Origin of the sequence: Aeromicrobium sp. Leaf291, assembly GCF_001423365.1 — a bacterium.
Taxonomy (GTDB): domain Bacteria; phylum Actinomycetota; class Actinomycetes; order Propionibacteriales; family Nocardioidaceae; genus Aeromicrobium.
This window is the reverse complement of sequence record NZ_LMNM01000001.1, coordinates 330,636-351,151: the sequence shown is the minus strand read 5'-3', so window position 1 is coordinate 351,151 and position 20,516 is coordinate 330,636. Positions and strand designations below refer to the sequence as shown.

General features: G+C 73.1%; 19 protein-coding genes. 12 read left to right on the top strand and 7 right to left on the bottom strand.

The genetic code is table 11. The features are described 5' to 3' along the window. Positions 1 to 63: 63 nt before the first annotated feature. On the bottom strand, positions 64 to 1,194 hold the full coding sequence (locus tag ASF35_RS01650) for a glycerophosphodiester phosphodiesterase (RefSeq protein ID WP_055961858.1): 1,131 nt from the start codon (positions 1,192 to 1,194) through the stop codon (positions 64 to 66). Positions 1,195 to 1,256: 62 nt separating this feature from the next. Further along, positions 1,257 to 1,784, bottom strand: a complete 528-nt coding sequence (locus ASF35_RS01645) for a TetR/AcrR family transcriptional regulator (protein WP_055961854.1) — start codon at positions 1,782 to 1,784, stop codon at positions 1,257 to 1,259. A 146-nt stretch (positions 1,785 to 1,930) separates the two neighbouring features. Between ASF35_RS01645 and ASF35_RS01640 the strand changes: the two genes are divergently transcribed. Then, complete coding sequence (locus ASF35_RS01640) at positions 1,931 to 3,505, top strand: MFS transporter (RefSeq protein ID WP_055961851.1); 1,575 nt, start codon at positions 1,931 to 1,933, stop codon at positions 3,503 to 3,505. Between the two features lie 19 nt (positions 3,506 to 3,524). Further along, positions 3,525 to 5,114, top strand: coding sequence for an FMN-binding glutamate synthase family protein (locus ASF35_RS01635; protein ID WP_055961848.1), 1,590 nt, complete (start codon positions 3,525 to 3,527; stop codon positions 5,112 to 5,114). 20 nt (positions 5,115 to 5,134) lie between these two features. On the opposite strand, the gene ASF35_RS01630 is transcribed toward ASF35_RS01635, so the two are convergent. Beyond that, positions 5,135 to 6,028, bottom strand: coding sequence for a LysR family transcriptional regulator (locus ASF35_RS01630; protein ID WP_055966036.1), 894 nt, complete (start codon positions 6,026 to 6,028; stop codon positions 5,135 to 5,137). A 72-nt stretch (positions 6,029 to 6,100) separates the two neighbouring features. Here ASF35_RS01630 and ASF35_RS01625 point away from each other — a divergent pair, with 72 nt between their 5' ends. Next, a complete protein-coding gene (locus tag ASF35_RS01625) occupies positions 6,101 to 6,997 on the top strand; it encodes an EamA family transporter (protein WP_082495320.1) in 897 nt (298 codons plus the stop codon). 37 nt (positions 6,998 to 7,034) lie between these two features. Here ASF35_RS01625 and ASF35_RS01620 read toward each other — a convergent pair whose 3' ends face one another. After that, positions 7,035 to 7,583, bottom strand: coding sequence for a TetR/AcrR family transcriptional regulator (locus ASF35_RS01620; protein ID WP_055966034.1), 549 nt, complete (start codon positions 7,581 to 7,583; stop codon positions 7,035 to 7,037). A 46-nt stretch (positions 7,584 to 7,629) separates the two neighbouring features. Between ASF35_RS01620 and ASF35_RS01615 the strand changes: the two genes are divergently transcribed. The 4 genes from ASF35_RS01615 to ASF35_RS01600 are packed head-to-tail and all read left to right on the top strand — an operon-like array spanning position 7,630 to position 13,553. Further along, positions 7,630 to 9,255: a carboxyl transferase domain-containing protein gene (locus tag ASF35_RS01615; protein ID WP_055961844.1), complete on the top strand. Its 1,626-nt coding sequence runs from the start codon at positions 7,630 to 7,632 to the stop codon at positions 9,253 to 9,255. 7 nt (positions 9,256 to 9,262) lie between these two features. Beyond that, complete coding sequence (locus ASF35_RS01610) at positions 9,263 to 11,116, top strand: biotin carboxylase N-terminal domain-containing protein (protein WP_055961841.1); 1,854 nt, start codon at positions 9,263 to 9,265, stop codon at positions 11,114 to 11,116. Further along, positions 11,113 to 12,072 carry a hydroxymethylglutaryl-CoA lyase gene (locus ASF35_RS01605; protein WP_235499088.1) on the top strand — a complete coding sequence of 320 codons (960 nt, stop codon included), beginning with the start codon at positions 11,113 to 11,115 and terminating at the stop codon, positions 12,070 to 12,072. The genes ASF35_RS01610 and ASF35_RS01605 overlap by 4 nt, the downstream gene beginning before the upstream one ends. Positions 12,073 to 12,128: 56 nt before the next feature. Next, positions 12,129 to 13,553, top strand: a complete 1,425-nt coding sequence (locus ASF35_RS01600; RefSeq protein ID WP_055961834.1) for an NAD(P)/FAD-dependent oxidoreductase — start codon at positions 12,129 to 12,131, stop codon at positions 13,551 to 13,553. Here ASF35_RS01600 and ASF35_RS01595 read toward each other — a convergent pair. Continuing rightward, positions 13,550 to 15,124: a bifunctional NAD(P)/FAD-dependent oxidoreductase/class I SAM-dependent methyltransferase gene (locus tag ASF35_RS01595; RefSeq protein WP_055961831.1), complete on the bottom strand. Its 1,575-nt coding sequence runs from the start codon at positions 15,122 to 15,124 to the stop codon at positions 13,550 to 13,552. The genes ASF35_RS01600 and ASF35_RS01595 overlap by 4 nt on opposite strands. A 65-nt stretch (positions 15,125 to 15,189) precedes the next feature. Here ASF35_RS01595 and ASF35_RS01590 point away from each other — a divergent pair, with 65 nt between their 5' ends. Then, the gene (locus tag ASF35_RS01590) at positions 15,190 to 15,759 is read left to right on the top strand and encodes a helix-turn-helix domain-containing protein (protein WP_055961828.1); all 570 of its coding nucleotides are present in this window, start codon (positions 15,190 to 15,192) and stop codon (positions 15,757 to 15,759) included. An 18-nt stretch (positions 15,760 to 15,777) separates the two neighbouring features. On the opposite strand, the gene ASF35_RS01585 is transcribed toward ASF35_RS01590, so the two are convergent. Then, a complete protein-coding gene (locus ASF35_RS01585; RefSeq protein ID WP_055961825.1) occupies positions 15,778 to 16,776 on the bottom strand; it encodes a DMT family transporter in 999 nt (332 codons plus the stop codon). A gap of 39 nt (positions 16,777 to 16,815) precedes the next feature. On the opposite strand from ASF35_RS01585, the gene ASF35_RS01580 reads away from it, so the two are divergent. Continuing rightward, a complete protein-coding gene (locus ASF35_RS01580; protein ID WP_055961822.1) occupies positions 16,816 to 17,355 on the top strand; it encodes a CGNR zinc finger domain-containing protein in 540 nt (179 codons plus the stop codon). Beyond that, a complete protein-coding gene (locus ASF35_RS01575) occupies positions 17,352 to 17,990 on the top strand; it encodes a GyrI-like domain-containing protein (protein ID WP_055961819.1) in 639 nt (212 codons plus the stop codon). The genes ASF35_RS01580 and ASF35_RS01575 overlap by 4 nt, the downstream gene beginning before the upstream one ends. 101 nt (positions 17,991 to 18,091) lie before the next feature. Here the strand turns inward: ASF35_RS01575 and ASF35_RS01570 are convergent, their stop codons facing one another. Continuing rightward, on the bottom strand, positions 18,092 to 18,772 hold the full coding sequence (locus tag ASF35_RS01570; RefSeq protein WP_055961816.1) for an EcsC family protein: 681 nt from the start codon (positions 18,770 to 18,772) through the stop codon (positions 18,092 to 18,094). A gap of 77 nt (positions 18,773 to 18,849) precedes the next feature. Here ASF35_RS01570 and ASF35_RS01565 point away from each other — a divergent pair, with 77 nt between their 5' ends. Continuing rightward, the gene (locus ASF35_RS01565; RefSeq protein WP_055961813.1) at positions 18,850 to 19,809 is read left to right on the top strand and encodes a phosphotransferase; all 960 of its coding nucleotides are present in this window, start codon (positions 18,850 to 18,852) and stop codon (positions 19,807 to 19,809) included. 17 nt (positions 19,810 to 19,826) lie between these two features. Continuing rightward, the gene (gene aat, locus ASF35_RS01560; protein WP_082482085.1) at positions 19,827 to 20,516 is read left to right on the top strand and encodes a leucyl/phenylalanyl-tRNA--protein transferase; all 690 of its coding nucleotides are present in this window, start codon (positions 19,827 to 19,829) and stop codon (positions 20,514 to 20,516) included.

Sequence of the window (20,516 nt, the reverse complement as noted above, 5' to 3'; positions counted from 1 at the left end):
GCGCACGACGACGGGCCGGTCCTTCCTCGGAAGGGCCGGCCCGTCGTGCGTCTCGATGAGGTGTCAGCGGCGCTTGACCCAGGCGGCGCGAGCCGCGACCGCGGTGTCGGGGTAGTCGGCGAAGACCCCGTCCACGTCGGCCTCGAAGTAGCGGCGCAGCTCGGTGGCCACGTCTCCGCGGGCGTTGGGGTCGGACCCGGTGCGCAGGTCCGTCGGCAGGAACCGGTTCTCGTCGCGGATCGTGTAGACGGCCACCTTGAGGCCGGCGCGGTGCGCGTCGTCCACGAGCGACGTCGGCTCGGTGTGGGCGCCGGAGGCGTCGCGGGGGATGACCTGGCTCTTCTCCGGGCCGATCCACCGGGCGTAGCGGGCGACGTCGCGCAGGCCCTCGGGCGTCAGGAGGTCCGCGTAGGTGGTGCTCCCGCCCTGCGCGACCAGGTCGTACGGAGCGCCGGACCCCGACGTGAGCTGCACCAGGGGGACCCTCGTCCAGCGAGCCAGCTCGCGGAGGTTCGACGTCTCGAACGACTGGATGACGACCGGGGCGTTGCGGCGGTCCCACCCGGCCTGGCGCAGCGACCGCACGAGGGGCTTGGAAAGGTCGAGGCCGATGGAGCGGAAGTACGTGGGGTGCTTGGTCTCCGGCGCCACCGAGATGGTGCGGCGTCCGCGGCTCTCGCGCCGGGCCAGCTCGATCACCTCGTCGAACGTGGGGACCTCGTAGCGGCCGTCGTAGACCGTGTTGCCGGGACGGACCTGGGGCAGGCGCTCGATGGCGCGCAGCGTCTTCAGCTCGGCCAGGGTGAAGTCCTCGGTGAACCAGCCGGTCACGTCCACGCCGTCGATGACCTTCGTGGTGCGCCGGTCCGCGAACTCCGGGTGGGAGGCGACGTCGGTGGTGCCGCTGATCTCGTTCTCGTGGCGGGCGACGAGCACGCCGTCCTTCGTGCTGACGAGGTCGGGCTCGATGACGTCGGCGCCCTGACGGATGGCCAGCTCGTAGGCGGCGAGGGTGTGCTCGGGCCGGTAGCCGGAGGCACCGCGGTGCGCGAACACCGTGATGCTGCGGGTGGGCTTCTTCGGTCCCTGCGTGGTGGTCGGCTTGTCGACGACCGGAGCGGAGGGTGCGGCGACGGCCACGCTCGGCGTGGCGATGATGCCGGCTGCGGCGATGCCGATGGCGAGGAGCTTCATGACTCCAGGGCAACCGCTGCGGGTGAACGCCGGGCGACGTGCGTCCGCCGGGCGCGTGACGGTCAGAGGGCGTCGAGGCGGCGCAGCACGTCGCGCACGTGCCCGAGGGCGTTCTTCTCGGCCAGGCCCGTCGTGTCGTCGAAGTACAGCCCGTCGCCGATCAGCTGGATGGTGCGGGCCAGCGACTCGTCGCCGAGGTGCTCGCGCAGGACGACGAACCAGCCCTCGCGCAGGTCGGCCAGCGCGTCGGAGGCGCGTGCGTCGTTCTCCTGGGCGATGCGTCCGGCTGCGATGAGGGCGCGGTCGAAGTCGCTGCCGGAGTCGACCGAGGTCTCGAGGTAGTAGTCGACCGGACCCTTCGGAGCACGGCTCATGGCGTCGGCGTCGCGGGCTCCCTGCTCGCGCAGGCGGGTCAGCATGCCGTCGACCAGCTCGTCCTTGCTGTGGAAGTGGTAGAGCAGGCCGCCCTTCGACACCTCGGCGAGCGCGGCGACGGCGTCGAGCGTGGCTGCGCGGCTGCCCTGCGTGACCAGGAGCGTCTCGAAGGCGTCGAGCACGCGGTCACGGGTGGAGCGTTCGGCCGACGGCATGGCGCGAGCCTACCTGCGGCGGTGCGACGAGGATCACCGCCGCGCAGCACCGGAGAGGGTGGTGACTGTACCGGCTGGACGGTATAGTGGTGCTCGGCCCGGACGACCGTCCGGGCCGTTCGCCGTCCGCCGGAAGGAGGCCCGCCATGACCACCATCGATCCCCGCTCGAGCTCGACTGCCCCGTCATCTGCACCACTGCCCGAGGTGCCCCCCGTCCGTGCGGGCCTGCGCGAGTGGTGTGCCCTCGCCGTCCTGATGATCCCGGTGCTGCTCGTCTCGGTCGACAACACCGTCCTCAGCTTCGCGCTGCCCTCCATCAGCACCGAGCTGCGCCCGACCGGCAACCAGCTGCTGTGGATCGTCGACGTCTACGCACTGATGCTCGCCGGTCTGCTCATCGCGATGGGCAGCATCGGCGACCGCGTGGGTCGGCGCCGTCTGCTGGTCATCGGCGCGGTGGGCTTCGGCGCGGCCTCGCTGGTCGCGGCGTACGCGAGCAGCGCCGAGACGCTGCTCGTCGCCCGTGCGCTGCTGGGCTTCTTCGGCGCCACGCTCATGCCCTCGACGCTGTCGCTGATCCGCAACGTCTTCCACCACGCCCAGGACCGGCGTCTGGCCATCGCAGCCTGGGCCGCCATGTTCTCCGGTGGCGCCGCCCTGGGCCCGGTGCTCGGCGGGTACCTGCTCGAGCACTTCTGGTGGGGCTCGGTCTTCCTCATCAACGTGCCGCTCATCGTGCTGCTCGTCCCGCTGGCCCTGTGGCTCGTGCCCGAGTCCAAGGACCCGAGCCCCGGCCCGCTCGACCCGACCTCGATCGTGCTCGCGGTCGTGGCGATGCTGCCCGTCGTCTACGGGATCAAGCACCTCGCCAAGGCCGGCATCGACGACGTGACGCTCGGCTCGTTCGCCTTGGGCATCGCTGCCGGCGCGCTGTTCGTGCGTCGCCAGCAGCGCAGCGCCTCGCCCATGCTCGACCTGTCGCTCTTCCGCAACCGGGTCTTCAGCGGTGCGCTCGCGGCCAACCTGCTCAGCCTGATGGGTCTGACCGGGTTCCTGTTCTTCGCCGCGCAGCTGCTGCAGCTGGTGCTGGGCATGTCGCCCATGGACTCGGCCATGGTGCTCCTCCCGGGTCTCGTCGTGACGATGGCCGCCGGCTTCCTGGCCGTGCGTCTCGTGCGCCGCTTCCCCGTGCGGGTCCTCGTGAGCCTCAGCTTCGTGGCGTCCTCGGCCGGCTACGCCGTGGCGGCCTTCACCGGCCACCCGACCGTCGCGACCGTGCTCGTCGCCTTCGTGGTGATGGGGGTGGGCATCGGCCTGGCCGAGACGCTCACCAACGACCTCGTGCTCGCGGCGGTGCCCCCGCACAAGGCGGGGTCGGCGTCGGCGATCTCCGAGACCGCCTACGAGATCGGCGCCGTGCTGGGCACCGCCGTGCTGGGCAGCATCCTCACGGCCACCTACCGCGCCGAGCTGACCGTGCCGGCCATGCTGCAGCACGGCGAGCGCGACCACGCCTTCGAGACGCTCGGCAGCACGCTCACCATGGCCGAGCGCTACCCCAACGAGATGGGGGCGGCGCTCGCCGAGTCGGCACGGGCTGCCTTCGACCTCGGGGTCCAGCGCACGTCGGGGCTCGCGATCGGCATCGCCCTGCTCGCTGCGCTGGTCTCGTGGCGCACGCTCAAGCACGCGCCGGCGGTCGAGGGCGTCCAGCACTGATCCGTGCCAGCATGACGGCATGATCCGGTGGCTCGCGGTCCTCGCGCTGGTGGTGGCGGCTGCGGTCGGGTGGGTGCTCGCACTCGGGACGTCCGCGCTGTGGTGGTGGGCTGCGGCCCCGCTCGCCGTGCTGGCGGCGACGGGGCTGCACGACCTGCTGCAGCGTCGGCACAGCATCCTGCGCAACTACCCGGTGCTCGGGCACGCCCGCTTCGCGATGGAGCGGCTGCGGCCCGAGATCCAGCAGTACTTCATCGAGTCCAACACCGGTGGCACGCCCTTCGACCGCGAGACCCGGGACCTCGTCTACGACCGGGCCAAGGGCAACCACGGCGAGGAGCCGTTCGGCACCGAGCGCGACGTGAACGCCGTGGGCTACGAGTTCGTGGCCCACTCGATGCGGGCCCGCACCAAGCCCGACGTCCGCCCGACCGTGCGGCTCGGTGGGCCGGAGTGCACGCATCCCTACGACATCGCCCTGCTGAACGTGTCGGCCATGAGCTTCGGGTCGCTGTCGGGCAACGCGATCGAGGCGCTCAACGGCGGTGCGGCGCTGGGCGGCTTCGCCCACGACACCGGCGAGGGTTCCATCTCCCGGTACCACCGCAGGCGCGGCGGCGACCTCATCTGGGAGATCGGGTCGGGCTACTTCGGGTGCCGGACCGAGGACGGTGGCTTCGATGCCGCGAGGTTCGCCGAACGGGCGGTCGACCCGCAGGTGAAGGCGATCTCGATCAAGGTGTCGCAGGGCGCCAAGCCGGGCCTGGGCGGTCTGCTGCCCGGCGCGAAGGTGAACGACGAGATCGCCGAGGCCCGGGGCGTCGCGATCGGCACCACGGTGGTCTCCCCGCCCACGCACCGTGCGTTCGACACGCCCCTCGGGCTGGTCGACTACGTCTCGGAGCTGCGTCGGCTCAGCGGCGGCAAGCCGGTGGGGTTCAAGCTGTGCATCGGCTCGCGGCGGGAGTTCCTGGCGGTCTGCAAGGCCATGGTCGAGCGCGACAGCACTCCGGACTTCATCATCGTCGACGGCTCCGAGGGCGGGACGGGGGCCGGGCCGGTCGAGTTCGAGGACCACGTGGGCATGCCGCTCACCGAGGGCCTCATGTTCGTGCACAACGCCCTGGTCGGGACCGGGCTGCGCGACCGGGTCAAGATCGGCGCGAGCGGCAAGGTCGCGACCGGGATCGACATCGTGAAGCGGATCTGCCAGGGCGCCGACTTCACGCTGGCGGCCCGCGCCATGATGTTCGCGGTCGGGTGCATCCAGGCCCAGACCTGCCACACCAACACCTGCCCGGTGGGCGTCGCGACGCAGGACCCGTGGCGCGCCCGGGCCCTCGTGGTCGACGACAAGGTGCACCGGGTGCGCGACTTCCAGGCCAACACGGTCAACAGCGCACAGCAGATCGTCGCGTCGATGGGGCTGGACTCCTTCGACGACCTCACCCCGCGCAAGCTGTTCCGGCGCGTCGACCCGCAGGTGACCCAGACCTACGCCGAGCTCTTCGAGTGGCTCGAGCCCGGCGCCCTGCTCGCCACGCCGCCGGAGGGCTGGGTGAGGGACTGGACCACGGCCTCGCCGGAGACGTTCGAGCCGAAGCTCTAGCGCCGCCGCGGATCGCCGGTTCAGCCCACGACGTCGACGAGGAGGTCGTGGAGCAGTCGTCGTGCGGGGTGGTCGGTGGTGGCGCGCCGCCAGACGAGCTGGACGCGTCGCTCGGGCACCGGGTCGACGACGGGCACCGTGACGACCTCCGGGGGCAGGGGCCCGCGACCCATCCGTGGGACGAGCGCGACGGCCACGCCCGCAGCGGCGAGCGCGAGGTGCGAGGCGTACTCGTGGTCGATGTAGCGCAGCTCGGGCCGCAGCGCGTGACCGGCGAACATGGCCACGAGCCAGTCGTGGCAGATGCTGCCGGCAGGCGTGCACACCCACTGCTCCTGCACCAGGTCGCGCGGGGTCACCGACGTCCGGGCGGCGAGCGGGTGGTCGCGGTGGACCACGAGGTCGGCCCGGTCGGTGAGCAGGAGCGCCGCGTCGACGCCCGGGGGGATCTCGAGGTGGACGGACTCCCAGTCGTGCACGAGCCCGGCGTCGGCGGTGCCCCTGGCCACCTGGAGCACGACGTCGCGCGGGTCCGCCTCGACCACCGTGACCCGCAGCTCCGGCGCCTCGACGGCCAGGCGCGCGAGCAGGGGTGCCACGAGCCCGCGGTTCGCCGTCGCGAACGTGGCCAGGTGGAACGGACCCTGGGGGCGGCTGCCGTCGCGCCCGAGGTTCGACAGCGACTCCAGCTCGTCGAGCACCGCCGACCCACGCTCGGCGAGCAGTCGGCCGACGTCGGTGAGCACGACGCCGCGTCCCACTCGTTCCAGCAGGGGGCGGCCCTGCTGCCGCTCCAGGCGCTTGACCTGCTGGGAGACCGCCGACGGCGTGTAGCCCAGGGCGTGGGCCGCGGCCACGACGCTGCCGTGCTGGTGCACGGCGAGCAGGGAGCGGAGGGCGCTCAGGTCGATCATGCAGGAACCGTACATGGAATCGTGAAGAAAGCATCGCTGGACGTACACGGTCTTGACCACCAGACTGGCTCGGTGACCCGTCGTGACAGCCTCCTCGCCGTGCTCGTCGCTGTCCTGTGGGGCGGCAACTTCGTGGCCATCCACCTCGGCCTCGAGGGCGGTGACGGTGAGGACGTCCCCCCGTTCCTGTTCCTGGCGATCCGCTTCGTGCTGGTGGCCCTGCCTCTGGTGTTCCTGGTCCCGCGGCCGAAGGCGTCGTGGCAGGCCGTGGTCGCCGTGGGCGCGTTCATGAGCCTCGGTCAGTTCGGCCTGCTGTACCTCGCGCTCGCCACCGGCATGCCGGCCGGTCTCGCCTCGCTGGTGCTGCAGGCCCAGGTGGTGCTGACCATCGTCATCGCGGCGGTCGCCCTCGACGAGCGGCCGAGCCGGCGCCAGGCGGCCGGGGCCCTGGTCGGCACGGCGGGGCTGGTCGTCGTGGCGGTCGGCTTCGGCGCCGGTGCGTCGATCGTGCCCCTCGTCGTGACGGTGGGCGCCGCGCTGTCATGGGCGATCGGGAACGTCGTCGCCCGTGCGGCCAAGGTCGAGTCCGGACTCTCGCTCGTGGTGTGGTCGGCGCTCGTGGTCCCCCTGCCGTGCCTGGCGGTCTCGTGGGTCGTCGACGGCCCCGACGTCATGGTCGAGGCGATGGCCGGTTTCGGCTGGGCGGCGCTGCTGAGCACCCTGTACACCGTGGTCGGCGCGTCGCTCGTGGGCTACACGATCTTCAACGGCCTCATGGCGAAGCACCCCGCGTCGTCGGTGGTGCCGTACATCCTGCTCGTGCCCCCGGTCGGGATGCTCAGCGCCTGGCTCGTGCTGGGGGAGGTGCCGAACGTGCTCGAGGCGGTGGGTGCCCTGGTCATGCTGGTGGGCGTGACGGTCGCTGTGACGTCGAGCCGGCGACCCGCCGTGGTGGCGGCCCCTTCCTGATCGCCCCCTCCTGACGGTCCAGCGGCGCGACCGGGCGTCAGCCGAGCAGCGCGGCCCGCGCCATCCGTGCGAGCAGGACCCGCAGGTCGGCCTCGGCGATGCGCGCGCTGTGCGGGGTGGAGTTGAGCAGGCCGAACGTCGCCTGCACGGCGGCGCGGGCGGCGGTACGGGTGAGGTCGTCGCGGAGCGTGCGCACGACGTCGACCCACACGTCGACGTAGGCCAGCTGCAGGGCTCGCACCTCGGCACGGGCGTCGGCGTCGAGGGAAGACCACTCGCGCTCCTGCACCACGATGTAGGCGGGGTGGGTGACGGCGAAGTCGATGTGCCAGTCGATGAGAGCGTCGAGCCGACCCGGTCCGTCGGGTGCGGCGGACACGCGTGCCCGACCGGTCTCCAGCAGCTCCATGCTGATGTCGACCAGCGCCTGGGCGAGCACTGATTCCTTGCTGCGGAAGTGCTTGTAGATGGCCGGGCCCGAGATCCCCGACGCCGCGCCGACGTCGCCGACGCTGACGCCGTGGAAGCCGCGGTCGGCGAACAGCTCGACCGCGCTGCGGGCGATCTCGCGACGGCGGTCGGACATGGCACGACCGTACCGCATCTGGTTAATGGGTGTTAACCTCAGGCGCATGAGCACCGGCTCCCCCTCCACGCTGCGCGACCTCGTCGACGAGCTGCACGAGCGCACCGCCCGCGTCCGCCGCGGCGGCAGCGACGCCTCGCGCGAGCGGCACGTCGCCCGCGGCAAGCTCCTTCCGCGCGACCGGGTCGACCGGCTGCTCGATCCTGGCTCGCCGTTCCTCGAGATCGCGCCCCTGGCGGCCTACGGGATGTACGGGGGCGACGGGCCTGCGGCTGCGGACGAGTACGCCGTGCCGAGCGCGTCGATCATCACCGGCATCGGCCGCGTGGCCGGCCGTGACGTGATGGTGGTGGCCAACGACGCCACCGTGAAGGGCGGCACCTACTACCCGCTCACGGTCAAGAAGCACCTGCGCGCCCAGACCGTGGCGCTGCAGAACCGGCTGCCCTGCGTCTACCTCGTCGACTCCGGGGGCGCCTTCCTGCCCATGCAGGACGAGGTGTTCCCCGACCGCGACCACTTCGGCCGCATCTTCTTCAACCAGGCGCAGCTGTCGGCGCGCGGCATCGCGCAGGTGGCGGCCGTCATGGGCTCGTGCACGGCCGGCGGTGCGTACGTGCCGGCGATGAGCGACGAGTCGGTCATCGTCAAGGAGCAGGGCACGATCTTCCTCGGCGGGCCCCCGCTCGTGAAGGCCGCGACGGGCGAGGTCGTGACGGCCGAGGACCTCGGTGGCGGCGACGTGCACGCCCGCACGTCCGGCGTCGTGGACCACCTGGCCGACGACGACGCGCACGCCCTCGACATCGTCCGCTCCATCGTCGGCACCCTGGGTCCGGCCCGCACCCACCTGGAGCCGCAGCCGGCGCTGCCGCCGCGCGAGGACCCCGAGACGCTGCTCGACGTCGTGCCCGTCGACGGCCGCACGCCCTACGACGTGCGCGAGGTGATCCGCCGCGTCGCCGACGACTCGCGCCTGCACGAGTTCAAGCCCCTCTACGGAGACACGCTCGTGTGCGGGTTCGCCCACGTGGAGGGCTACCCCGTCGCCATCGTCGCGAACAACGGCATCCTGTTCAGCGAGTCGGCTCTCAAGGGCGCCCACTTCGTGGAGCTGGCCAACCAGCGCGGCATCCCCCTGCTCTTCCTGCAGAACATCACGGGCTTCATGGTCGGCCGCGAGTACGAGAACGGCGGCATCGCCAAGGACGGCGCGAAGCTCGTCACCGCCGTCGCGTCCAGCGTCGTGCCGAAGCTGACCGTGATCATCGGTGGCTCGTTCGGTGCGGGCAACTACGGCATGTGCGGCCGCGCCTACGACCCCCGCTTCCTCTGGACCTGGCCCAACGCGCGGATCTCGGTGATGGGCGGCGAGCAGGCCGCGTCGGTGCTTGCCACGGTGCGCCGTGACGGCATCGAGGGGAAAGGCGGCGCGTGGTCCGCGGAGGACGAGGAGGCGTTCAAGGCGCCGATCCGCGACCAGTACGAGGTGCAGGGCAACCCCTACTACGCCACCGCGCGCCTGTGGGACGACGGCATCCTCGACCCGCGCGAGACCCGCCGCGTGCTCGGGCTCGCCCTCCAGGCTTGCGCGAACGCGCCCGTGCCGTCGTTCGCCGACCGACCCGATCTCGACGGTGGAGCTCCCGGCTTCGGCGTCTTCCGGATGTGAGCCGATCATGACCGAGATCCAGACCGTCCTCGTGGCCAACCGCGGCGAGATCGCCCGCCGCATCGTCCGCGCCTGCAGCGACGCGGGCCTGCGCAGCGTGGCGGTGTTCACCGACCTCGACGCAGCCGCGCTGCACCTGGCCGAGGCCGATGACGCGGTCCGCATCGGCTCCTACCTCGACGTCGACGAGGTCGTGGCCGCTGCCGTGTCGTCCGGTGCCGACGCCGTGCACCCGGGCTACGGCTTCCTGTCCGAGAACGCCGCCTTCGCGCGTGCCGTGGAGGCCGCCGGGCTCGTGTTCGTGGGTCCGTCGCCCGACGTCATCGAGCTGATGGGTCGCAAGGACCGGGCCCGCGAGGTCGCCGAGCGGGCCGGCGTTCCGGTGACCCCGCGGTACGAGACCGACGACGTCCCCGCCGACGCCTACCCGGTGCTCGTGAAGGCCGCGGCCGGCGGTGGCGGCAAGGGCATGCACGTGGTGCGCCGCCCCGAGGACCTCGCCGACGCCGTGGCCACCGCGCGTCGGGAGGCGGCGTCGTCGTTCGGCGACGACACCCTGCTCGTCGAGGCCTACGTCGAGGGCGGCCGCCACGTGGAGGTGCAGGTGTTCGGCGACGAGCACGGCACCGTCGTGCACCTCTTCGAGCGCGACTGCTCCGCGCAGCGTCGCCACCAGAAGGTCGTCGAGGAGGCGCCGGCCCCGGGTCTCGATCCGGCGCTGCGCACGTTGCTGCACGACTCGTCCGTGGCGCTGTGCCAGGAAGTCGGCTACGTCGGCGCGGGCACCGTCGAGTTCCTCGTCGCGGACTCCCCCGAGGGGCAGACCGCCTACTTCCTCGAGATGAACACGCGCCTTCAGGTGGAGCACCCCGTGACCGAGCAGGTGACGGGTCTCGACCTCGTGCAGTGGCAGCTCGACGTCGCGGCGGGCCTGCCGCTGCCCCTCGCGCAGGACGAGATCACGTGCACCGGCCACGCCGTGGAGGTGCGCGTGTACGCCGAGGACCCGTACACCGGGTTCCTCCCGCAGGCCGGGCACGTGCTCGACGTGGTGTGGGACCGTTCGGCCTCGTCTCGCGGTGCCGGCCAGGTGCACGCCGCCATCGAGTACGAGGCCGAAGTGGCCGCCGCCTACGACCCGATGATCGCGAAGCTCGTCGGCGCGGGCGCCAATCGCGACGCGGCGATCGACACGCTGGTCTCGGTGATCGACGGGTCGCAGGTCGAGGGCATCGAGACGAATCTCGGCTGGGTCCGGCGACTGGTCGACTCACCGGAGTTCCGGGCCGGTGAGGTACACACCGGCTGGCTCGACGCGTACGAGGGGCCGCTGCTCGAGCGTCCTTCGCCGACGCCGGAGGCGCTGCAGTCGGCGGCGTCGCTGCTGGAGCCGGAACGGGACGGCTCGCCCTTCGGTCGAGGGGACGGCTGGCGGTCCGCGGGACCGTCGATGCGCACGGCTGCGCCCTTGGCCGAGCCCGACGGGACGGTCTACGAGGTCTCGACCGGTTCGTACGCCACGGCGAGCGCCACACGCCGCGGTCGCCGGGTCTGGGCCACCTGGCAGGGGCAGACGTGGGTGCTCGAGGCCGCCGACGCCATGCGTCGCTCGTCGGTGGCGGCCGCCGGCACCGCCGACGTCGTGTCGCCCATGCCTGGTGCGGTCGTGGCGCTCGACGTCGCGGTCGGCGACGCGGTGACGGCGGGTCAGCGGCTCGGCGCCGTGGAGGCCATGAAGATGGAGCTCGCACTCGTCGCCCCCCACGACGGCACCGTCACCCACGTGGGCGCCGCCGTCGGCGACCAGGTGGCGATGGGCCACGTCGTGGTGCACGTGGAGCCCAGGGCGGACGACGCATGACGCTCCCGGAATCCCCTGCCGCCCAGGGCCCGGCACCCCTGCCGATGGTCGTGCCGGAGCGGGGTCTCCCCGAGCGCGTGACGATCTACGAGGTCGGTCCGCGCGACGGCCTGCAGAACGAGAAGGCGGTCGTCCCACTCGACGTGAAGGCCGCCTTCGTGCGGCGCCTCGTCGCTGCCGGGCTGCCCGTCGTCGAGGCCACCAGCTTCGTCCACCCGCGGTGGGTGCCGCAGCTGGCCGACGCCGCCGAGCTCGTCGAGGCGTTGCGGGACGGCCCGCGCTTCGAGCACCCGGTGCTCGTGCCCAATGAGCGCGGCCTGGACCGTGCGCTTGAGGCCGGCTGCAGCCACGTGGCGGTCTTCGCCAGCGCCACCGAGACCTTCGCTGCCAAGAACCTCAACAGCACCCTCGACGCGCAGATGGCGATGTTCGGGCCCGTCGTGCGGGGGGCCCGGGAGGCCGGTGCCGACGTGCGCGCGTACGTGTCGATGTGCTTCGGCGACCCGTGGGAGGGTCCGGTCGACCCCGACGTGGTCGTCCGCGTGGGCAGCGACCTGCTCGAGCTGGGTGCGGTGCAGCTGTCGCTCGGCGACACGATCGGCGTCGCGACCGCCGGTCAGGTGGGCGACCTCGTGCGTCGGTTCGGGGCGGCCGGGGTGGGGCCCGAGCGGCTGGCCCTGCACTTCCACGACACCTACGGCCAGGCCCTCGCCAACGTCCACGCCGGGCTGCAGGCCGGCGTCACGACCTTCGACGCCTCGGCCGGTGGCCTCGGCGGGTGCCCGTACGCGCAGAGCGCGACCGGCAACCTGGCCACCGAGGACCTGGTGTGGTTCCTGACCGGTCTCGGCATCGAGCACGGCGTCGACCTCGACGCGCTCGTGGCCACCAGCTCCTGGATGGCCGAGCAGCTGGGCAAGCCGCCGGCCAGCGCCGTGGTCCGCGCCCTGTCCTGAGCCGTGCAGCCGTTCGGCCGGGCTGCGGGCGTCTGAGGCGGTGACAGGATGGAGCCATGACGTCGGCGGTGGTGGTGGGCAGTGGACCCAACGGGCTCGCGGGCGCCGTGCGCCTGGCGCAGGAGGGTCTCGACGTGACCGTCCTCGAGGCCGCCGACCGGGTCGGCGGTGGGACGCGCACCAGCGAGCTGACCGTGCCCGGGGTGCTGCACGACGAGTGCTCGGCGTTCCACCCGATGGGCGTCGCCTCGCCCTACCTCGCGTCCCTGGAGCTCGAGCGGAACGGCCTGCGCTGGCTCTGGCCCGAGGTCGACCTCGCGCACCCGCTCGACGACGGTCGCGCCGGGGTGGTCAGCCGCGACATGGAGCGCACGGCAGCCTCGCTCGGAGCCGACGCGCGCTCGTGGAAGAAGCTGTTCGGCCCGATCACGCGAGACTTCGACGACCTGCTCGCCGACGTGCTGCGTCCCGTCGTGCACGTGCCGTCGCACCCGCTCACCCTCGCCCGCTTCGGGCTCCAGGCGGCCCTGCCGGCGAACGTGCTGGTCCGTCGCTTCGACGACGAGCCCGCCCGCTCCCTGTTCATGGGCGTGGCCGCGCACGTGTTCGGTCGGCTCGACACGCCGCTCAGCGCCTCGGTGGGTCTCATGCTCGGCGCCGCGGGCCACCGCTACGGCTGGCCGGTCGCCGAGGGTGGCTCGGGATCGATCGCAGCAGCGCTGGTCGCCCGTCTGGAGGAGCTCGGTGGCACCGTGCGCACCGGCGTCGAGGTCACGAGCATGGGCCAGCTGGCCGAGGAGATCGGCACCCGACCCGACGTGATCCTGCTCGACACCTCGCCGCGCGGCGCCCTGGGCATCGTCGGCGACGCGATCCCGCCCCTCGTGGCCCGGCAGCTGCGGGGCTACCGCTACGGTCCGGCGGCGTTCAAGATCGACGTGGCGATCGACGGCGAGATCCCGTGGACCAACGACGAGGTCCGCCGCGCCGGCACCGTCCACGTCGGCGGGTCCGCAGCCGAGATCGTCGACGCCGAGGGACGCACCGCGCGGGGAGTCATGCCGGACCGTCCCTTCGTGCTGCTCGGCCAGCAGCACCTCGCCGACCCTGGTCGCTCGCGCGACGGGATCAACCCGATCTGGGCGTACGCGCACGTCCCGCACGCGTGGCCGGGTGACGCGACGGACCTGATCCTGGGCCAGGTCGAGCGTTTCGCCCCCGGCTTCCGTGACCGGGTCGTGCAGGTGGTCTCCAAGGGCACGGCGCAGCTCGAGGCCGGCAACGCCAACTACGTGGGTGGCGACATCGGCACTGGCGCCAACACGTGGCGCCAGATCCCCCTGCGCCCCCGCCCCACGCTCGACCCGTACTCGCTCGGCGTCGACGGCGTGTACCTGTGCTCCGCCGCCACCCCGCCCGGCGGCGGCGTGCACGGCATGGGCGGCTTCAACGCCGCCGAGGCCGCCCTTCGGCGCCTCTAGGCCGCCCGCGTCGCGACGAGGATGCTGTCGCGGACGGTGTGGGCGCCCATGCCGGTGTGGGTGCGCTCGACGACCTCGGTGCGTGCGTCCCACCCGTCGCCGAGGGCCGGCAGCAGCGCCTCGGGCACGAAGAGGTCGTCGCGGTCGCGGATGCCCGCCGGCACGTCGCCCGGGTGGTGCCCCACGACGAGCAGCGTCCCGCCCGGCGCCACCGCCGCCGAGAGCCGGCGCACGACGTCGAGCATCGGCTCGGGCGGCAGGTGCACGTAGTGCGCGGTCACGAGGTCCCAGCGCTCGTCGCCCGGCTCCCAGGTGCGGATGTCGCCCACCCGGAACGACGTCCGCTGGGCCACCCCCGCCTCCTCGGCGTGCTGCCGCGCCCGGTCGAGACCGGTGGGCGAGAAGTCCATGCCCGTCACGTCCCACCCGTGCTGGGCCAGCCAGATGACGTCGGCACCCTCGCCGCAGCCGACGTCGATCGCGCGGCCCGGCGTGAGCTCCGACGCCTTCACCGGGACCTGCGGGTTCACGCGGCCGCTCCAGACCGGAGCCGCCTCGCCGTACCGCTCCTCCCACGCCTCGGGCTCGCGCATCGCGGCGCGCGCGGCCTCCACGGCGGCGTCGGTGTCCTCGGCGACGAGCTGGGCGTTGAGGAAGGCGCCGGTCTGCATGCCGGCCGCGGCCGAGCCGATGACGGTCGCCATCGGCGCGGCGGCGTTGCCGACCGCAAGAACGCCGGGCACGGGGGTCGCCCCGGTCGCGTCGACCTCGAGACCCACGGCCATCGGGGTCCCGTTCATCTCGACCGGCACCGTCGGCACGCCGAGCAGGTCGGCGACGTCGGTGCGGGCGCGGGGGAACGACGCGACGGCGATCGCGTCGAGCTCCACCACGGTGCCGTCGGCGAGGCGGACGCCCGAGAGCCGGTCATCGGTCACGAGCACCTCGGCCACGACGTCGTCGACCACGCGGTGGCCCTTGGCGCGCAGCGGCTCACGCTGCCCGTGGTCCAGTGCGACGCCGTTCGCCAGGACGGTCAGCTCGTCGGTGAGCTGGCCGAACAGGCCGGCCTGGTGCAGGCCCAGGGGGCTGGTCAGCAGCACGCCGACGCGCTGGTCGCGCACCTCCCAGCCGTGGCAGTAGGGGCAGTGCAGCACGTCACGCCCCCACCGCTCGGCCAGGCCGGGGACGTCGGGCAGCTCGTCCACGACCCCGGTGGCCAGCACCACGCGGCGCGCCACGAACCGGCTCCCGTCGTCGACGGCGATGGCGAACGAGGGAGCCGCTCCGGGGAGCTCCTCCGCGCCGGTGACGCGACCGCGCACGACGGTCGCACCGTAGGACTCGACCTCCTCGCGACCGATCCGGGCGAGCTCGAGCGGCGGGGTGCCCTCGCGGCCGAGGTAGTTGTGCATGTGGTCGGCCGGGGCGTTGCGCTGCTCGCCGGCGTCGACCACCACGACGGAGCGTCGCGAGCGGGCGAGGACCAGCGCGGTGCTCAGACCGGCGGCACCTCCGCCCACCACGACCACGTCGACGGCGGTGGTGTCAGGAGTGAAGTTCAGGCTCATGGGACGAGCCTGCCCCGCGCGTGCTGACTTGACAAGCAGTGTTGCCGCAATGGCAAACTGGTCCGATGGAAGCCTCGGACCTCGGCGACGTGCTGGCCGGCGTCGGCCCGCGCCTGCGCCAGCTCCGCCTCGAGCAGGAGGCCACGCTCACCGACCTGGCCGATCGGACCGGGATCTCCGTGAGCACCCTCTCGAGGCTGGAGTCCGGGCAGCGCAGGCCGACGCTGGAGCTGCTCCTGCCGCTGGCCGCCGCCCACGGCGTGGCCCTCGACGAGCTGGTCGACGCACCCGAGACCGGCGACCCGCGGGTCCGTGCCCGCCCGGTCGTGCGGCACGGGCGCACCTTCGTGCCGCTCACGCGACGCCCCGGCGGGCTCCAGTCCTACAAGATCGTCATGCCGCCCGAGCCCGGCGCGGAGCCGACCCTCCAGACGCACGAGGGCTACGAGTGGATGTACGTCCTGTCCGGGCGGGTGCGCCTCGTGCTCGGCACCCGTGACCTGACGATCGGGCCGGGAGAGGTGGTGGAGTTCGACACCCGGACCCCGCACTGGGTCTCCTGCCCCGGGCCCCACCCCGCCGAGGTGCTGGCCATCTTCGGCCCCCAGGGCGAACGGATGCACGTGCGCACCTGAGTCGGTCGACGTGGAGGGTCAGGCGCCGGGCGGGACCGGCTCGACGGTCGGACCGACCGACGTCGCGACGCTGCGCTCGCCCAGCTTCACGAGCACCACGCCGGCGAGCACCAGTGCGCCACCGACCAGCTGGGCCGGACCGGGCAGCTCGCCGAGCAGCAGCCAGGCGAAGACGACGGCCAGCAGCACCTCCGACAGCGCCACGAACGACGCGACCCGCGAGCCGAGCCGCCGACCGGCCGCGATGCCGGTGACGTAGGCGAGGGCGGCGGTCACCACGCCGAGCAGCAGCACCGGCACCCACCAGTCGACGGTCGCGCCACCCAGGGCCACGTCGCGGGTGGAGGCCGTCATGGGCAGCACGCCGACGAGGCCCCCGAGGCCGAGCACCGCGGTGCCCACCATCAGCCCACCGCCGGCGAGCGCGAGCGGCGGCACCGCCACGCGGTCGTCGGCCGAGACCAGGAAGTAGGTGGCGGCGCCGACCGTCGCGCCGAGCGCCCAGAGCACGCCGATGCCGTCGAGCGAGACTCCGGAGACCACGCCGAGCACGAGGGCCAGGCCGCCCATGGCCACCACGGCGCCGGCCACCGTGAGCCGACCCGGGCGCTCGCCCCGCGCCACCCACAGGAAGAGCACGACGGCGACCGGTGCCATGTACTCGACGAGCAGCGCCACGCCCACCTGGAGCGTCTGCACGGCGTAGAAGAAGCACAGCTGGGCTCCGGCGACGGCGAGGATCCCGTAGACCACCACGGCGGGCCCGGCGGCCCGGGCGCGGTGCCACCGTCCGCGCATCGCGAGGGCGGCGGGCACGGCCACGACGAGCGCGGCCACGCCCATGCGGATCGTCGCCGCGGCGCCCGCGCTCCAGCCGGTGTCGAGCAGCCCGCGAGCGAGCGACCCCGAGAGCCCGAAGGCGGCGGCCGAGACGAGCGCGAAGACCAGGCCGCTCGACGTGTGGCCGGACCCGGAGGTCGACGACCGTCGAGCGCCGTCAGGAGCGTAAGTGGTCATGGCTCATGACGGTAGGGCCTCGTGGCATAAGGTGTCAACATGGTTTTCGCTCCTGACACCGAGGCGAACCTCGTCGCGGCCGTCGAGCTCGTGAACACGGCGTCGGATCCCGACACGCTGACCTCGGTGAGCGCGCTCGACGCGTACTACGCCCGGCACGGCTACACCGGCCGGCACGACCGCGACCGCGCGGAGCTCGACGCCGTCCGTGCTCTGCGTGCCGACCTCCGTGCGCTGTTCACGGCCTCCGTCGACGACGCCGTCCGCCGGGTCAACGCCCTGCTCGACGAGCATCCTGCGCGGCTCCGGCTGGTCAACCACGGCCGCCTCGGGCACCACCTGCACGTCGCCGACGACGACAGCCCGCTCCCGTCCCGCATCGGCGTGGAGACGGCCGTGGCCTTCGCCGACGTCGTCAGCGCCGGCGAGCTGTCGCGGTTCGGCGTGTGTGCGGACGACGGCTGCGACGGCATCGTCCTCGACCTCACCCGCAACCGGTCACGGCGCTTCTGCAGCACCACGTGCGGCAACCGGTACGCGGCCGCGGAGTACCGGGCCCGGCAGCGGGAGCAGGAGTGAGCCTCGACCGGAAGTCCGAGCTCGACTGCTACCGCGCCCGGAAGGGCGAGTTCCGTGTGGTCGACGTCCCGTCGCTGACCTACCTCGCGGTCGACGGCCGGGGCGACCCGAACACCTCGCCCGCCTACGCCGAGGCGCTCGGCGCGCTCTACCCCGTCGCCTACACGCTGCGGTTCGCCGGCAAGGCGCTCGGTCACGACGAGGTGGTCATGCCGCTCGAGGCGCTCTGGTGGTCCGACGACATGGCCACGTTCACGACCTCGCGGGACAAGAGTCGATGGAGCTGGACGGCGATGATCCTGGCGCCGACCTGGGTCGACGACTCCGCCCTCGCCGACGCTGTCGCCGCGGTGACGCGGAAGAAGGACCGGCCGGTCGGGCTGGAGCGGGTCACGCTCCGGACGCTCCACGAGGGCCCGTGCATGCAGACGCTCCACGTCGGTCCGTACGACGACGAGGGACCCGTGCTCACCCGCATGCACGACCACGAGATCCCGGCCGCCGGACTACGGATGACGGGCCACCACCACGAGATCTACCTCGGTGACCCGCGGCGCACCGCGCCGGAACGGCTTCGCACCATCCTGCGTCAGCCCGTGGAGCGCGGCCCGCGTACCACGGGCTGCACAGCCTGATCGACCGGTGCGGATTCCACCGTCTCGGCGTCCAGAAGGTGGAATCTCCACCTCTCGATGCACGTGGGGCTCGTTCGGTGGAGAAGTCACCGCGCGGGGGGCTAGGCGGAGCGGATGTTGCGGTCGCGCAGCTCGCGGGCGGCGTACTGCCCGATCTGACGCGTGGCCCAGCCGTCGCTGCCGGCGCCCACGGCGCCGCCGATGAGCGGGACGCGCCGCGCGACGAGGGTCACCGCCCGACGTCCGACGGTGCGCGTGACCAGCTCGGCCGTGACCTCCTGGGAGATGATCCGGTCGAGCTCGGGAGAGTGCATGGGCGACGTCGCGAGCGTCATCGGCGCCGAGGGCAGCTTGCCCGAGCGCAGCAGGTCCTTGACGGCGTCCTCGCCGAGCATGCAGACCAGGATCGCGTTGCGGACCCGCGGGTCCTCGAGGTCGTAGCCGCGCAGCGCCGCGATGCCGGCCACCATGTGGGCCTGGACGAGCGTCACGCCGACGACGTTGGCCGGGACGGCGACCGCCACGGCAGCGATGCCGCCGAGGTTGGTCACGAAGCCCTGGGCACCCGCGAGCGCCGTGTGGCGACGGACGTGGCGCGCGATCGCCTGCTCCACGTCGCCGTCGCTGTCCACGAGGTGCGCGTCCGCGGCCTTGCGCGCCGACGGGAGCGGTCCGAGACCGTCGATCGCCCGGTCCAGCACCTGGCGGACGAAGCCGCCGGCGACCTGGGGTGCGATCTTGTTGGTGGCGGCCACAGCCGCCTTGCCACGTAGTCCTGCCATGCCCTCATCCTAGGGACGCGGGCCTCGGCCGCCCGCTGAACGTGGGCGTGGACGGCGGGTGGCCCTACGCTCACCCCATGGACCAGGCGTTCAGCCAGCGGGTCACCTCGCGCGGCTGGCTCGACGAGGCGCACGCCTGGGTGCACGAGCGCGCCGAGGAGGCGGGGCACGTGCTCGCCGGACCCATCCAGCAGCCCCGCGTGCGGCCGTGGTCCACCCAGCTGGTCGTGCCGACCGACCGTGGACGGCTGTGGTTCAAGGCGAACTGTCCGTCGATGGCCTTCGAGCCCGCCCTGCACGAGCTGCTGGCCGGGATCGCCCCCGACCAGGTCGCGGCGCCACTCGCGATCGACCCGGGCCGCGGCTGGATGCTCACGGTCGACCGTGGCGAGACCCTCGGCGACTCGCGCGAGCCCACGCTCGCCGACTGGCGGGGTGTGCTGATCGCCACCGCGCGCCTGCAGCGCCGCCTCGCCGACCACCGCGACGACGTCCTCGCCACCGGCGTCCCGGACTGTGCCCCCGTCACCGTGCCCGACCGGTTCGACGCGCTCCTCGACCTGCTCCGGTCGGTGCCGGCGGACCACCCGTCCTTTGTCGATGCCGAGACCGCCGAGCGGCTGGCCGCGCGACGCGACGAGCTGGTGGAGGCCGTCGCCCGGCTGGCGACGTCGGCGATCCCCGTGACGGTCCAGCACGGCGACGTCCACCCCTGGAACGCCTTCGCCGACCTGCGCGTCTTCGACTTCGGCGACCTGCAGTGGGCGCACGCCCTCGAGGTCCTGAGCGTCCCGTACGGCTGGATCACCTCGCGTACCGACATCGCGTGGGACGAGGTCATGGCCACCTACGCCGAGATGTGGTCCGACGTGGCGAGCCCGCGTGACGTCGCCGAGCTGTACGCGGCCACGGCGTTCACCCAGGCCGTGAACCGCGCGCTCACCTGGTGGGAGTCCCTCGAGACCGCGACGCCCGAGGAGTGGACCGAGTGGGGCGACGCCCCGCGGCACCACCTGCTCCGGGTCCTGGAGGCCTGACCGATGGGCCCGGCCCGATGAGCCCGACACCCCTCCCGCGGTCGATGTGGGAGTTCCACCCCGACGAGTGGCCCGACGGCGACTGCGTGGCCGCGGGCGCCGACCTCGACCCGTCCACCGTGGTGGAGGCCTACCGGTGCGGGGCCTTCCCGATGCCCCACGACGACCGCCTCTACTGGTGGTCGCCGACGGAGCGCGGTGTCCTGGAGCCGTCGGCCCTGCGGGTGTCGCGGTCGTTGCGCCAGTCGGTCCGGCGCTACGAGGTCACCGTCGACACCGCCTTCGCCGAGGTCGTCGACGCGTGCGCCGACCCGAGCCGGCCCGGGGCGTGGATCGACCAGGGCGTCCGCGACGCGTACGTGCGCCTCCACGAGCTGGGCTGGGCCCACTCGGTCGAGACGCGCGACGACGACGGCGCGCTCGTGGGCGGGCTGTACGGCCTGTCGGTGGGGCGGCTGTTCGCGGGGGAGTCGATGTTCCACCGCGCCCGAGACGCCTCGAAGGTGGCCCTCGTCGCGCTGGTCGACCTGGTGGGGCCCGACGCCCTCGTCGACGTGCAGTGGTCCACCCCGCACCTGGAGTCGCTCGGCGTCGTCACGTGGCCGCGCGAGCGCTACCTCGACGCCCTCCCGGCGCTCGTGGACGCCCCCGGACCGGCCTGGGAGTCGCTCCGAGGCCCGATATCACGGGGACGAGGCACGCCGTAG

Excerpts from the sequence above, each read along its gene's own strand:
- ASF35_RS01650 (WP_055961858.1), bottom strand. The coding sequence starts at position 1,194 with ATGAAGCTCCTCGCCATCGGCATCGCCGCAGCCGGCATCATCGCCACG.
- ASF35_RS01645 (WP_055961854.1), bottom strand. The coding sequence starts at position 1,784 with ATGCCGTCGGCCGAACGCTCCACCCGTGACCGCGTGCTCGACGCCTTC.
- ASF35_RS01640 (WP_055961851.1), top strand. The coding sequence starts at position 1,931 with ATGACCACCATCGATCCCCGCTCGAGCTCGACTGCCCCGTCATCTGCA.
- ASF35_RS01635 (WP_055961848.1), top strand. The coding sequence starts at position 3,525 with ATGATCCGGTGGCTCGCGGTCCTCGCGCTGGTGGTGGCGGCTGCGGTC.
- ASF35_RS01630 (WP_055966036.1), bottom strand. The coding sequence starts at position 6,028 with ATGATCGACCTGAGCGCCCTCCGCTCCCTGCTCGCCGTGCACCAGCAC.
- ASF35_RS01620 (WP_055966034.1), bottom strand. The coding sequence starts at position 7,583 with ATGTCCGACCGCCGTCGCGAGATCGCCCGCAGCGCGGTCGAGCTGTTC.
- ASF35_RS01615 (WP_055961844.1), top strand. The coding sequence starts at position 7,630 with ATGAGCACCGGCTCCCCCTCCACGCTGCGCGACCTCGTCGACGAGCTG.
- ASF35_RS01610 (WP_055961841.1), top strand. The coding sequence starts at position 9,263 with ATGACCGAGATCCAGACCGTCCTCGTGGCCAACCGCGGCGAGATCGCC.
- ASF35_RS01605 (WP_235499088.1), top strand. The coding sequence starts at position 11,113 with ATGACGCTCCCGGAATCCCCTGCCGCCCAGGGCCCGGCACCCCTGCCG.
- ASF35_RS01600 (WP_055961834.1), top strand. The coding sequence starts at position 12,129 with ATGACGTCGGCGGTGGTGGTGGGCAGTGGACCCAACGGGCTCGCGGGC.
- ASF35_RS01595 (WP_055961831.1), bottom strand. The coding sequence starts at position 15,124 with ATGAGCCTGAACTTCACTCCTGACACCACCGCCGTCGACGTGGTCGTG.
- ASF35_RS01590 (WP_055961828.1), top strand. The coding sequence starts at position 15,190 with ATGGAAGCCTCGGACCTCGGCGACGTGCTGGCCGGCGTCGGCCCGCGC.
- ASF35_RS01585 (WP_055961825.1), bottom strand. The coding sequence starts at position 16,776 with ATGACCACTTACGCTCCTGACGGCGCTCGACGGTCGTCGACCTCCGGG.
- ASF35_RS01580 (WP_055961822.1), top strand. The coding sequence starts at position 16,816 with ATGGTTTTCGCTCCTGACACCGAGGCGAACCTCGTCGCGGCCGTCGAG.
- ASF35_RS01570 (WP_055961816.1), bottom strand. The coding sequence starts at position 18,772 with ATGGCAGGACTACGTGGCAAGGCGGCTGTGGCCGCCACCAACAAGATC.
- ASF35_RS01565 (WP_055961813.1), top strand. The coding sequence starts at position 18,850 with ATGGACCAGGCGTTCAGCCAGCGGGTCACCTCGCGCGGCTGGCTCGAC.
- aat (WP_082482085.1), top strand. The coding sequence starts at position 19,827 with ATGAGCCCGACACCCCTCCCGCGGTCGATGTGGGAGTTCCACCCCGAC.